Genomic DNA, 12,626 nt, shown 5'->3' with positions numbered 1-12,626 from the left:
GCCGGTTGGATGTGACAGCATCTGCCGGCTTTTGGTTTTAGGTTAGTTCAAGTTCATTTTACATAGATTTCCTCCTATTTATTTTCGAGTTATCACGACTTCCTGATCCTGAATAAGATAATTAATAGGAAGCGTTTGTTTGATAATATTTAATACCTCAATGATTGTTTCATTTTTGATGGTTCCATCGTAGTGGTATTTCAAAATTTCCTGATCCTGGACTGAAATATTCACTCCATATTTACGCTCAAGTAAAGTCACCAACTGATCCAATTTCATATTGATGAAGATGAGCTTATTGTCTTTCCAGGATGAAAACAGGTTAGTCCGCACTTTTTTAACACTAACCGTTTTATCTGATTTATGGAAGACCAACTGTTCTCCGGGTTCCAGATTAATATCCTGAGTAAGTTTCAGGTTTGGAGTTGAATTAATTTGAATGCTTCCTTCTTCAAGTGTGGTCACCACATCATCATCGTCCGGATAAGCTTTCACATTAAACTCGGTTCCTTTTACCTGAACATCATAAAATGAAGTATGCACCGTAAAAGGCATTTCTTCGACCTTTTCAACATCAAACCAAGCTTCACCAGTTAAAAACACTTCACGTTCCTGCTGATACCTATTGGCTGCATATTTCAATTCTGATCCTGCATTCAGATAAATTACAGTTCCATCAGGAAGGATGGTTTGTGATACCGATCCTTTGGGCGCAATAGCCGTGTAATATTCAAGTGGAACAACTGGCTCTTCGCGCTCCTGAAGCAAATTGGCGATTAACAAGCCCATAATCAAAACGGCTGCAGCGGCATACCAAACATGATACAACTTGCGCTGCTTGGGCGCACCAGCTTTCGAGGCCTGCATTTTTTTCCATACCTGCTCGAAACTTACCGAAGATTTTCTTTCGGCTGAATCATGCTCCGTTTCAATTAGTTGACGATACAGCTCCTGTTTCACATCGTACTCCGCAGCATGATCGTGAAACAAGCTCAATCCCTCCCGACGCTCCTTCTCTGGTAAGGCGTCATCTCTCAACTTCTCCAACTTAGTTTTTAACTGGTCCCCCATTCTCGCATTTCTTAATTTGTAAGTATTACGAGTAGCACCAAGAATATACTCACGCCCGATTCAAAAAAAAAATACTTTTCTTTTTCGTTTAGCAGAAGAGGTAATAAAATAAGATGGCTGTCATCGGACTATGACGAAGGTTTTCTTTCAGGAAATTAGTTGCCCGATACAGCTGATTTTCAACGGTTCGTTTTGACAAACTTAATTCCGCAGCAATTTGCTCGTTGCTCATCCCTTTCTCCCTACTCATTTTAAAGATTCGCCTGCGCTGTTCCGGCATCTTATCCATCAAGCGCCCAATCTGCAACACCATATCATTATACACCACATCATCCCAGGTGCTATCTACTTCAGCCTGATTTCCTGCCGCAAACTCAACAAAGGCTTGCTCTACGTTTTTTCGTCTTATAAAATCGTAGATACTGTTTACAGCAACTTTAAAAATATAGGAGCGGAGATTACCCGAGCAATCCAGAATTTCTCTTTTTTCCCAGAGTTTGAGAAAAACATCCTGTACCAATTCTTCGGAGTCGTGCTCCGATTTCAGGTAGCTCAGTGCAAAATATTGTAGCCGTCCTCCGTAACGATCAAAAAGCACCCGGAAAGCATCTTTCGATCCCGTCCTTAGCAGTCTGGTCAAATCCTGATCGCTGATGTTTGGAGAAACACTCACAGAGTTTAGTTTTAATTGGCTTGAGGCAAAGATAAAAGAATTTCACCTCCTCAATTCTAATCGAGCCAATTTTTGAACCTATCATGCAGCATCGATTAATGAGAAACCACAGCTATGGAACATAAATACAAGTTCCTCTCTCAACCTATCGGACTTGAATCCAAGAAGTACGAAGATTTGAGCCTAACTCTTGCTGAATAAAAGGTTGCAAAACCAAAGTGGTATCTTGAATTCCAGAAAACGTGAATGTAGGCATTTTCCCTACAGGAGACACAAATTTCAAATGTTGAATTGGATCTGTTCCAGTAAATACTGGAGGCTGTTTGCCCTCAGAACCTGGGTAGCTTAACATCAGTGAGCCATAATTTAACGAGAATGCTTTGGTCGGTTCCTCACGGCTTACAAGCTCAGGACGCATCCCTAAAATGATCTCAACTTCATCGCCGTTCTTCCATTTTTTGGCAATCTCAGTATACTGTCCAGGCACAACATTGTACTTTACTCCTTTTACGGTAACACTGGCTCGATTAGCCCACTCCGGAATTCGAATAAATAAATCGAGGTAGCGTTTATCCTGCAATTCCAGCTTAATGCTCACTCTCCCATCAAAAGGATAATCAGTATCCTGAACAATACGCACCACACCACCTGTTGTGTGCTCGTAGTGCAAACTTGAACTGCCAAATACATTAAAATAAATTCGATCATAAAGCCGGGTAAAATAAAACGATTTCACCTGATCGGTCTCTAAAACGTCATTTACAGGATTATAAACAACGCGTTCCAAGGCATCAGCAAAACGCACTTGCTGGGTGTATTTTAATAAGCTATCATTCAACGCCACCCAGGCATTCAAATCCTGAGTCGTCAAACTCTCGAAAGTGTTGGTTACTTCGGTATTTAAGTTCTCCCAGCGTTCACCAATATCAGTATCATCCAAATCTGTTCCGGTGCTTTTGGTTTGTTCCAAAAGTTTTTGCAGCTCCTCAATTGTCACCATATAAACAGGGCCGCGTTTATCTGCGTCCCTGCCCACTTGATTTGTTTTGGTCAACTCATCTGCCAAGACTCCTCCCAATGAAATTTGCTCATCCGGAATACGCTCCGAAGTATTTACAGGCTCTGCTGTGCGCAACTGACACGCACCAACACTAAACAAAATAGCTGCGACGACAATAATCCTATTCATTGAATTTTAGTTTATCTTGTGGTGTCTGCTCTTCCCAATATTTCCGCGATAACATTTATGGAAATACATTCAACCAGAACACCCTCAAATCAAATATTCATTTTATGCCTACTAGGAACAGTTAACTGCTTGGCAGGTTCAAACAAAATGCTCTGTTCCGAAAAACACACGATCTGATAAACAAAAAAATCGAAATAAAATAAAAAAAGACTTGTTTGGTAAATGTAAAATGTTGTATTTTTGGTTTCTAACAAAAAGGAGACCACATCATGATGACTACTTATCTTACACCGGTCTTTGTCACTAAGACCAACTGCTAAAGCTAGCCCGGGTTGCAGCCGGCTTAGCATACCCTTTTTGTATTTATCTCTTTTTTCAATCATTTTAATTTTTCTCACATGCTTTACAAGAAGTTTGTTTTGTCGTTAGGCAAAATAAAACCCGTCAGCCTCCAATCCCTTTGGTCCGATATCAAAGAAGCTATCGCCGGAAGCGACCGGGATTTCACCAACACCAGTCTGGGGAAAGCCATTTTCATTTTGGCAGTCCCAATGATTCTGGAGATGGCGATGGAATCGGTCTTTGCAGTGGTCGATATTTTCTTTGTCTCGCGCTTAGGAGCTGACGCTGTTGCAACCGTTGGAATTACCGAGTCGGTCATGACCATTGTGTATGCCATTGGAATTGGACTTAGTACCGCAACCACCGCTTTGGTCGCCCGTCGTGTTGGCGAGAAGAAAGCCGGGAAAGCGGGCAATGCCGCTTTTCAAGCCATTATGGTAGGCTTATTCTTTTCACTCATTCTGGCTATACCTGGTTTTATTTTTGCCAAAGAATTTTTGCTTTTAATGGGAGCCAGCGAAAGCATGGCCAATGAAGGCTACCATTATCCCATGATCATGTTTGGTGGCAACCTGGTAATCATGCTGCTGTTCATTATTAATGCCGTATTCCGAAGCTCTGGCGATGCTGCCATTTCTATGCGCGTACTTTGGATGGCCAACATCATTAACTTGATTCTGGATCCTTTGCTGATCTTTGGATGGGGACCTTTCCCTGAATTGGGAATTCAGGGTGCTGCCATTGCCACAACCATCGGACGAGGAATTGCTGTTTGTTATCAATTTTACCTGCTATTTAAAGGAAATGGGCGCATTCACCTTGATGTAAAAAACCTTTCCATTCGGGTAAAGGTGATGCTCAAATTACTTCGGCTTTCGGTTGGTGGAATTTTCCAATACCTCATCGCAACCTCGAGTTGGATTATCCTGGTGCGGCTGGTTTCTGAATTAGGTGCCGATGTACTGGCTGGCTATACCATTGCTATCCGCATTATTGTATTTGCCCTGCTTCCTTCTTGGGGATTATCCAATGCGGCAGCCACTTTGGTTGGTCAAAACCTGGGAGCCAACCGTCCTGATCGCGCTGAAAAGTCAGTTTGGATTACTGGCATAGTCAACCTGATCATGATGGGACTTATTGGAACCTTCATTCTTTTGTTTCCCGAAGGATTAGTTCGCTTGTTCATCGAGGAGGACAGTGTCATTCGCAGTGGTACCATTACCTTGCAATGGCTTGGTGCCGGCTTCTTATTTTACGCCTTTGGCATGGTAGTCGTTCAAGGATTTAATGGAAGTGGGGATACCCTAACGCCAACTAAAATCAACCTAGTTTGCTTTTGGCTGTTAGAAATTCCCCTAGCCTATTTGCTGGCAATGAACATGGGTATGGGAATTACTGGTATTGCAATGGCAATTATTATTGCCGAGTCACTATTGACAATCATTGGAGTCATTCTCTTTAAACAGGGAAAATGGAAATTACGCAAAGTATAACCATAAAGTAACAAGCAGTTTTGCGTCAAGCACAAGCTTTCCGGAACTGGAACAAGCTTGTTCTGCTTGGCGCAAATTTTAACCACCTGCAAAAAAGCTCAACCAAGCTGTAATTCTAAAAAGGAAAATGAAACTAACGAAACAAAAAACATGAATCGACTCTTCAACTTAAGTCTGAGCTTCATGCTTATTGTTGTTTTTTCCTGCACACCCACCAAAGCCAACCAACTAGGTACTCCTGCTGGTGATTTAACAGGTACGGATTCACTTCAGCTGGTTCTTCCGGGTATAATCAATACCGGATTTTACACACGTGATCTAACCATGACTCCGGATCAAAAAGAGTTGTATTTTTCCGTTCAAATTGGCGGATTTAATTACGCTTATATTCTTTATTCAAAGTTTGAACAAGGGAAATGGACATCTCCCGAAGTGCTGGAAGCATTAAACAAGCCTCAGTTCAAGTATCTCGAACCCTATGTATCATCAAACGGGAAACAACTGTTTTATGTGAGTAACGAACAGACTGATTCGAGCCAAATCAACAACATGGACATATGGGTAATGAATCGAAATAGTGATTGGTGGGATGCTCCTCAAAAACTCCCTGCTGTTATCAACTCCGAACATTCGGAATTCTTCCCCTCATTAACCCAAGATGGCACCATTTATTTTACCCGGGAAGATCAGCAGGTCGGTAGAAACTTAATTTGTCGTTCACGTTTAATAAACGGAGAATACCAACCCGTTGAAATTTTGCCAGAACACCTTCACATTGGGCGTGACCGCTATAATGCAACCATTGCTCCCGACGAATCGTTTCTAATCATCCCTGCTTATGGTCTGCCAGACTCCTATGGACGAACCGATTATTACATTTCCTTTAGAAATGAACGAGACCAATGGAGCGTTCCTCAAAACATGGGACCAAAAATAAACTCCAATTCAGGAGAAGAATATTCTGCCAGCCTATCGCCAGATGGAAACACAATTTATTTCATGAGTTCAAAAGTATCAAAGCCCCAAACACCGACTATTTCTTACAAAGACCTTCAAGAAATCTATACAAATCCTGAAAATGGGAAAGCCAACGTTTACATGCTCAACACTCAATTCATTTCAGAATTAAAGCAAAAAGCTCAATATCCACAGTAGCGAATAAACGGAATAGGCAATCCCCAAAAAGCAGATAGCTTCTATTCACCGGAAAAACTACTTGGTTTATCGAAATTCAGAAGATCGTTGAATAAAAAAGTGATACTTTAGTCACTATAAAAAAGAAGATTTTTCAAACTTAAAACCTATGAATACACTCGGAAATATTATTTGGATCGTTTTTGGAGGCTTTTTCATTTTCCTGGAATACTTAATTGGAGGACTTCTGCTATGCCTAACAATTGTGGGAATTCCATTTGGACTTCAAAGTATTAAAGTTGCTCAAATGGCGCTTTGGCCTTTTGGAAAACGCATTAAATACATGGACTACGCCCCCGGATGTTTATCGACGATCATGAATATACTGTGGCTGTTATTTGGTGGTATTTTAATTGCTCTGTCGCATCTTGTTTTTGGGCTGCTTTTTGCCATAACAATTATTGGTATTCCTTTTGCTCGCCAACACTTTAAATTGGTAAGCCTAGCGCTAACTCCTTTTGGGCGCCGAATTGTTGATCGCTAAAAAAAAGCAGGCTCTATAAAGCCTGCTCTAACTATTTTATCCATCTAATGGTTGCTATCTTGCAATAGATCGTTAAACTTTCGGATTTTCAAACGACCAGACATTTCCGTTAATTAATAAGCTGTTGATTTTAGGCACAGCAAAAAAACAATCTGGTCAATTATAAATAACTTAGTGGGTATGCAAACCACATTCTTTTTTGGAGTTGTTTTCCCACCACCACCGTCCGGCACGGAAATCTTCTCCTGGCTTAATGGCTCTAGTACAAGGGGCACAGCCAATACTTACAAAACCACGATCATGCAACACATTGTATGGTACTTGATTTTCCTTCACATAAGTTCGGCAGTCATCCAAACTCCAATCCAACAATGGATTAAACTTGACAATCTCAAAACCGCCATCCCAAACAAACTGCTCCAAGTCATGACGATTGTTTGACTGTGATGCACGTAAACCTGTGATCCAACATGCCATTCCTTTTAAGGCACGCCCCAAAGGCTCAACCTTACGAATGTGGCAACACTGTTTCCGGTTCTCAACCGACAAGTAGAAACTATTTGGCCCTTTCTCTGCAACAAATTGTTCCAAATCCTCATTCTTAGGATAAAAAGGCTGAATCGATTTTTGATACTTTTCAATTGTTCGGTTATAAACCTTGTAAGTTTCTTCAAACAAACGTCCGGTATCTAAGGTAACAACCTTAATGGGAATATTATTTTTGAAAATATAATCTGTAATCACCTGATCCTCGATTCCAAAACTTGTTGTAAAAACAACCTTTCCTGGGAATTTATCAGCAAGAGACTGCAGTGTTTCAACAATTTCTTTTTCTTTAAACTCAATATTTAAATCGGCTGCAGTTTTACTTGTAACCATATGCTTATCCTTTCTTTTAAAAAAACAACATGTTTCACAAAAGTACACATTTTAAAACAAGATTGTAGGCAAGGCGTTACAGGATTAAGAAATTGTAAGAAAAAGGTAGCTATTTCGTTATTTTTAGTCAGAAAACAACCAGTTCATAAAAGCTGGAATGCTAATATCATCAGTTTTTGAAGAGTTAATTACTCAAACAACATACACGAAATAACTTCCTACAAAACAGTCTTTTAAAAAGAAAGTATTTTTTATATTTTCGTTTATAAAGTGTTTCACCAATATTAAAAAAATTTAGTTCCTTTGGGGCGAAATAATTTAATGTAAAAAAGAAAGAATCAATGGGAAAAGTATTGATAATTGGTGCTGGCGGTGTGGGAACAGTTGTTGCTCACAAAATGGCCGCACTCCCTGAAGTTTTTACGGAAATCATGCTGGCTAGCCGAACCAAAGCCAAGTGTGATGAAATTGCAAACAAAATTGGCGGTAACCGGATAAAGACCGCCCAGGTTGATGCTGAAAATGTCCCTCAATTGGTTGAGCTAATCCGGAGTTTCAAACCTGACTTGGTTGTTAATGTTGCTCTTCCATACCAAGATCTTCCAATTATGGATGCTTGTCTGGAAACTGAAGTAAGCTATCTTGATACAGCGAACTACGAACCCAAGGATGAAGCCAAATTTGAATACAAATGGCAATGGGCTTACCAGAATCGCTTTAAAGAAGCCGGAATTACAGCTATTTTGGGTTGTGGCTTTGATCCGGGGGTTACCAGTATTTTTACAGCTCACGCAGCCAAACATCACTTTGATGAGGTTCATTACCTGGACATTGTTGACTGCAACGCGGGCGATCATGGGAAAGCTTTTGCAACCAACTTCAATCCCGAGATTAATATCCGGGAAGTAACCCAAAAAGGAAAATACTGGAAAGATGGTGAGTGGATTGAAACTGAACCACACGAAATCCACAAGCCACTTAATTATCCTAATATTGGCCCTAAAGAATCGTACCTAATTTACCACGAAGAATTGGAGTCACTGGTTAAAAATTTCCCAACCATTAAGCAAGCCAGGTTCTGGATGACTTTTGGACAGGAATACCTCACCCACCTTCGTGTGATCCAAAATATTGGCATGGCAGGTATTGAACCAGTTATGTATGAAGGAAGAGAAATCGTTCCTATTCAATTCTTAAAAGCTGTTTTACCAAATCCTGGTGATTTGGGCGAAAACTACAAAGGACAAACCTCAATTGGTTGTCGTATCAAAGGATTGAAAGATGGAAAAGAAAAGACCTATTACGTTTACAACAACTGCGATCATGAAGTAGCCTATGCCGAAACAGGTACTCAGGCCGTCAGCTACACCACTGGTGTTCCCGCAATGATTGGCGCCATGATGTATTTGAAAGGACTGTGGAAGCAGGAAGGGGTGTTTAATGTTGAAGAGTTTGATCCAGATCCATTCATGGAAGCTCTTAACGAACATGGACTTCCCTGGCATGAAATTCATGATACGAACCTTGAAATGGATTATTAAACCACAATAACTAAAGCCTGGCCCAGCGTCAGGCTTTTTCATTTTCCATGCACAAGTTCGCCAATACTTTCCAATGCAACCCACAAAAAAAACTATATTTTCTTTCCACTGAATTGAACCTTTTATTTTCGCTTTCGTTTCAAGAAAAGCAGACCGACAAACAACTTCCCAAGCCTTTAAAAACATGAAAGAGAGTTTGTTTTGATTATAAACAATAATCAAAACTTCGAGAGCTGAGTAAAACTATTTGAACAATAGTGTAAATAGCAGATTTTAATTCGACAACAGTATATTGTTTTTAACAAAAAAACGGTATATTTATTACGGTTTTATTGTGCGCGTCTAATGAATAAATTTACAGTAAAAGAAAAAATGGGTATCATCCATGCCCGTTTTTATGGTGAGACACCATTATCGGTATTTGAAGAATACTTTCAATACCTTGCAAATAATGTGACAACAGATACCATTCGTATTCTGCAGGATCATGGTAAGGCTTTACCCACCATAAAACCATCTGAGATTGATAAACTAGCTCATTATTGCAACCTATACCTGGCAGGTTTTTCCAAAGTAAAAATCGCCTATGTAAGCGATACTCCCAAGGGAATAGCCTTAGCGATGCTTTTTAAGGATCAAATTGATTCAACAAAGTTTTCAATAAAAATATTTTCGGAAAGAGATACCGCATTAGAGTGGTTAAGCCCACACACTAAACCCCACCTTATTGGTCTAATTTAATTTTTCCAGAACGGAGATCTTCTAAAGTAACCTGCTCAAAATAGTCAACCACCATATGATTCAGCTTTTCCCAAAAGCCGATCACCTCGCAGAAGGACTTTCGCTCACAATCAAAACTTTTGGCCAAACAATCAATCACACAAATTCCTGGCTCAAAGGCATTATGTATATCAAGCATTGTTATTTCGGATGCTTTGCGGGTAAGGATATAACCACTCTTCCTACCTTTCAGATTAATGATTAATCCAGCTACTTTTAAGGCATGTATAATTTGGTCGAGGTATTTTACAGAGATGTCTTGATTGGCCGCAATATCCTTCTGAAAAACACCACTTTGAGATTCGTCTTTTGCAATTTCAAGCATAGCACGAATTCCATATCGGGTTTTAGTACTAAACTTCAACGGTTCGTTTTTTGGTTTTTATGAAAATAAGATTCTAAAATTAATAAATATTTCGTCCTTCACCTTCACTAAACCCAAAAACTTGTGAGGCGGCTCTATATCGAAATCAGTCAATCTTATTTTAAGCTGCCCATTCAAACACCACTGGTCTCCGAAGCATGCCTGCGTATAGGTCGTACATTCAAATTGTTTTTTGATCCCATTTAAGCTCAACTCAATCAGCTTCGTCTCTTCTTCAGCATGCTGAAAGCTAATCTCGTTGCGTGCAATCTCAATACTGATATTAGGATACTCTGCCGCATTAATTAGCTCTAAAAAATCCTTCAACATAACCTGTGAATCAGCCTCTACTTGTGCTGCCGGAATATCAATTTCTAAATTGGTATTCTTTGCATTTAAATCACCTGGAACCCGGCAAAACTCATCCTCGCGATATTCCAGATGAAAACTGTTCACATTGGTTTTCCCCTGAATATGGACCTGATCAAACATGTATTTACTGAAGGGATCCTTCTCTCCCGAAGATCCACTTCCGGCTGCCTGACAGGACAACATCAATAACACACCAATAATTATCCAAGGAGCTTTCATCTCAATAATTCAAAAAGTGAAAATCCGCCCGGAAAATTCCGGGCGGTCTTATCAAACGAGTTAATCAATCGTTAAAAAGAGATGGCTGCTTCAATTACCAAACCATCGAATTTACCTCCATCGATAGCTCCATGAGCAACGCCTTCATACTTTTGATTCACATAGTCTAACTTCACAAGTACATTATCAACCATGTACCATCCTCCACCAATATTGGTGCGTTTTACAGAAGAATCATTGTGGTCTGAAACCTTATTCAAACGTGTTCCCACATAAAAGCTTCCGAAACGATAAATAGCTTGCAAAGCGGTCTGCGTAAAATGTTGATCAACATCACGCTTCACCCCCTTCATGTCTTCATAAATTCCGAACACTTCCAATCCGTGGAATTTCACAAACAAGTTGGCCATATAGCTATTCATTTCCGATTGGCCACTTCCTGGACTCCAACGACCTGAACGGAAGTTGTCTCCTTCGGCATCAGCAGTTTGCATTACATTGTAATAACGTGCCCCGGCACGGTCACCATCCCACAGGTAAGATCCACTATGTCCTTCTCCAACATGATAGCCCGAAACAGTTGCCCGAACCCGCAGGTCTTCGTTGATATCGGTATCGTATCCCAACTTCCAGTTGAAAACCAAATCCTCACCAATATCATTTCCGCGACCATAATTCATCCGGCCATTATTGGTTCCAAGAACCGCCAAGAATCCTTTGTTGCGGTACATAACTTCCAAGCCTGGATTGTTGGTAAACGCATCCATAATCCAGTTTCCTACAAAAGGGTTGTTTAACACGGCTGCATTGTTACTGCGGTAAAAATGAGCATCACCATAGTTAGGCATCATTACCCCAGCCTTGATGGTTAAATACTCCATAACGCCGTCAGAAGCGGGCAAAAACGGCAACTTATCAATCGTCAAATAACCACCTTCAACCCATGTTTCGTTGTGGTGACGTGAGGATAAATAATTGTTGATGTGAAGCTGAATTCCGGGAGCCAACCGTGTAGTCAGATTAAGATTGGCAGTTGGTAAATTAAAGTTATTTTTAAGATCAATTAATTCAACCGGCGCTTCATGATCAAGCGACTGCAACTGAATAGCAAAATCACCTCCCACTTTCACTTCTACACCGTCAAAATCTTCTGCGCTAACTTTTGGTTGCTCGAAATTTTGACCAGATGCTATCACAGCCATAAATAATACGGCAAAAATCAATGAAATCTTTTTCATTTTCGATAAAATTAAAATGGTTAAATATTACGCGTAAGCCTTTTTATGTTGGTGACTTACGAGTTACTTCTGTTTGAAAATTAAATGATAAGCGACCTTCACCTCGTCATCGGTCTTAATGGTTCCCATTAAAGCGACGGGTGGTTCTACCTGGTAACTTGTCATTTTCAAGTCCAGTATTCCCTGGACACTTAGAGCTTGGTTCGCAAGGGTCTTCAATTCAATTTCGTCAGTGACCTTTTGGGTTTGCCCGGCAATTGTTACTACCAGGTTGGCCACCAACTTTCCTTGCACTTCTTTGACACTGTTTACCTGAACAGTAATTTGAGGATGTTTTTTTGACTTAAGTGCTTCGTAAGTCTTCTTGTTCATTAGGTTACGATCGCTTTTTAGCGATTCAACATTCGTTTGGAAATTTCCTTTTTGCAAGGAGTTAATTGAGCCAGCTTCAGCAAGCGTAATGCTTCCCTGAAGCTGCTCAACTTTCATTTCCCAATCATGTATTGTTGAAGTACCTCGAACAAATGCTGAACTCTCAGCTTCATCTAGCATATATGAAACCTGCGCTACTGCCAGGTTCTGAATTCCTAAAAAAAGTACGGCTATTAACGTACCCAAACGTAAAATGTCCTTCATTCTCTTCATATTGTCCTACCTTTCCTACTATTTTAGTAGGACAAACATAAAAACATTTTACATTCCCACAAATGAGGGAAACATCAATTTCCTCAATTTAGAATAAGACCAATTTGTCTTATTATCACAACTTTAAGCAAAACAGCGATCT

Annotated in this window: 13 protein-coding genes; 5 read left to right on the top strand and 8 right to left on the bottom strand. The window is 40.1% G+C overall.

The annotated features are described in order from the left end of the window. Positions 1-78: 78 nt before the first annotated feature. The 3 genes from BM156_RS12905 to BM156_RS12895 all read right to left on the bottom strand — a co-directional run bounded on the left by BM156_RS12905 (position 79) and on the right by BM156_RS12895 (position 2,933). Positions 79-1,071 carry a FecR family protein gene (locus BM156_RS12905; protein WP_093920303.1) on the bottom strand — a complete coding sequence of 331 codons (993 nt, stop codon included), beginning with the start codon at positions 1,069-1,071 and terminating at the stop codon, positions 79-81. A gap of 88 nt (positions 1,072-1,159) precedes the next feature. Next, positions 1,160-1,744 carry an RNA polymerase sigma-70 factor gene (locus BM156_RS12900; protein ID WP_170846953.1) on the bottom strand — a complete coding sequence of 195 codons (585 nt, stop codon included), beginning with the start codon at positions 1,742-1,744 and terminating at the stop codon, positions 1,160-1,162. 145 nt (positions 1,745-1,889) lie between these two features. Beyond that, entirely contained in the window at positions 1,890-2,933 is a 1,044-nt protein-coding gene (locus BM156_RS12895; RefSeq protein WP_093920301.1) for a glycoside hydrolase family 127 protein, read from the bottom strand. A 398-nt stretch (positions 2,934-3,331) separates the two neighbouring features. Here BM156_RS12895 and BM156_RS12885 point away from each other — a divergent pair, with 398 nt between their 5' ends. The 3 genes from BM156_RS12885 to BM156_RS12875 all read left to right on the top strand — a co-directional run bounded on the left by BM156_RS12885 (position 3,332) and on the right by BM156_RS12875 (position 6,446). Then, on the top strand, positions 3,332-4,768 hold the full coding sequence (locus tag BM156_RS12885) for an MATE family efflux transporter (RefSeq protein WP_093920299.1): 1,437 nt from the start codon (positions 3,332-3,334) through the stop codon (positions 4,766-4,768). Between the two features lie 150 nt (positions 4,769-4,918). Beyond that, complete coding sequence (locus BM156_RS12880; protein WP_139218278.1) at positions 4,919-5,923, top strand: TolB-like translocation protein; 1,005 nt, start codon at positions 4,919-4,921, stop codon at positions 5,921-5,923. A 148-nt stretch (positions 5,924-6,071) separates the two neighbouring features. Beyond that, a complete protein-coding gene (locus BM156_RS12875; protein ID WP_093920297.1) occupies positions 6,072-6,446 on the top strand; it encodes a YccF domain-containing protein in 375 nt (124 codons plus the stop codon). A gap of 171 nt (positions 6,447-6,617) precedes the next feature. Here the strand turns inward: BM156_RS12875 and BM156_RS12870 are convergent, their stop codons facing one another. Next, complete coding sequence (locus BM156_RS12870; RefSeq protein ID WP_093920296.1) at positions 6,618-7,325, bottom strand: phosphoadenylyl-sulfate reductase; 708 nt, start codon at positions 7,323-7,325, stop codon at positions 6,618-6,620. 341 nt (positions 7,326-7,666) lie between these two features. Here BM156_RS12870 and BM156_RS12865 point away from each other — a divergent pair, with 341 nt between their 5' ends. Both BM156_RS12865 and BM156_RS12860 read left to right on the top strand, forming a co-directional pair. Beyond that, complete coding sequence (locus tag BM156_RS12865; RefSeq protein WP_093920295.1) at positions 7,667-8,866, top strand: saccharopine dehydrogenase family protein; 1,200 nt, start codon at positions 7,667-7,669, stop codon at positions 8,864-8,866. Between the two features lie 345 nt (positions 8,867-9,211). Beyond that, entirely contained in the window at positions 9,212-9,607 is a 396-nt protein-coding gene (locus tag BM156_RS12860; RefSeq protein WP_139218277.1) for a hypothetical protein, read from the top strand. On the opposite strand, the gene BM156_RS12855 is transcribed toward BM156_RS12860, so the two are convergent. The 4 genes from BM156_RS12855 to BM156_RS12840 all read right to left on the bottom strand — a co-directional run bounded on the left by BM156_RS12855 (position 9,591) and on the right by BM156_RS12840 (position 12,484). Beyond that, a complete protein-coding gene (locus BM156_RS12855; RefSeq protein WP_093920293.1) occupies positions 9,591-10,010 on the bottom strand; it encodes an RrF2 family transcriptional regulator in 420 nt (139 codons plus the stop codon). The genes BM156_RS12860 and BM156_RS12855 overlap by 17 nt on opposite strands. 18 nt (positions 10,011-10,028) lie before the next feature. Then, a complete protein-coding gene (locus BM156_RS12850) occupies positions 10,029-10,601 on the bottom strand; it encodes a YceI family protein (protein WP_093920292.1) in 573 nt (190 codons plus the stop codon). 71 nt (positions 10,602-10,672) lie between these two features. Beyond that, positions 10,673-11,839, bottom strand: coding sequence for a hypothetical protein (locus tag BM156_RS12845; protein WP_093920291.1), 1,167 nt, complete (start codon positions 11,837-11,839; stop codon positions 10,673-10,675). 63 nt (positions 11,840-11,902) lie between these two features. Then, positions 11,903-12,484, bottom strand: a complete 582-nt coding sequence (locus BM156_RS12840) for a YceI family protein (protein WP_093920290.1) — start codon at positions 12,482-12,484, stop codon at positions 11,903-11,905. Positions 12,485-12,626: the final 142 nt, after the last annotated feature.

It is taken from the genome of Sunxiuqinia elliptica, from assembly GCF_900113005.1.
Classification (GTDB): domain Bacteria; phylum Bacteroidota; class Bacteroidia; order Bacteroidales; family Prolixibacteraceae; genus Sunxiuqinia; species Sunxiuqinia elliptica.
This window is presented reverse-complemented; position numbering and strand designations above follow the sequence as displayed.

Excerpts from the sequence above, each read along its gene's own strand:
- BM156_RS12905 (WP_093920303.1), bottom strand. The coding sequence starts at position 1,071 with ATGGGGGACCAGTTAAAAACTAAGTTGGAGAAGTTGAGAGATGACGCC.
- BM156_RS12895 (WP_093920301.1), bottom strand. The coding sequence starts at position 2,933 with ATGAATAGGATTATTGTCGTCGCAGCTATTTTGTTTAGTGTTGGTGCG.
- BM156_RS12885 (WP_093920299.1), top strand. The coding sequence starts at position 3,332 with ATGCTTTACAAGAAGTTTGTTTTGTCGTTAGGCAAAATAAAACCCGTC.
- BM156_RS12880 (WP_139218278.1), top strand. The coding sequence starts at position 4,919 with ATGAATCGACTCTTCAACTTAAGTCTGAGCTTCATGCTTATTGTTGTT.
- BM156_RS12875 (WP_093920297.1), top strand. The coding sequence starts at position 6,072 with ATGAATACACTCGGAAATATTATTTGGATCGTTTTTGGAGGCTTTTTC.
- BM156_RS12870 (WP_093920296.1), bottom strand. The coding sequence starts at position 7,325 with ATGGTTACAAGTAAAACTGCAGCCGATTTAAATATTGAGTTTAAAGAA.
- BM156_RS12865 (WP_093920295.1), top strand. The coding sequence starts at position 7,667 with ATGGGAAAAGTATTGATAATTGGTGCTGGCGGTGTGGGAACAGTTGTT.
- BM156_RS12860 (WP_139218277.1), top strand. The coding sequence starts at position 9,212 with ATGAATAAATTTACAGTAAAAGAAAAAATGGGTATCATCCATGCCCGT.
- BM156_RS12850 (WP_093920292.1), bottom strand. The coding sequence starts at position 10,601 with ATGAAAGCTCCTTGGATAATTATTGGTGTGTTATTGATGTTGTCCTGT.
- BM156_RS12845 (WP_093920291.1), bottom strand. The coding sequence starts at position 11,839 with ATGAAAAAGATTTCATTGATTTTTGCCGTATTATTTATGGCTGTGATA.
- BM156_RS12840 (WP_093920290.1), bottom strand. The coding sequence starts at position 12,484 with ATGAAGAGAATGAAGGACATTTTACGTTTGGGTACGTTAATAGCCGTA.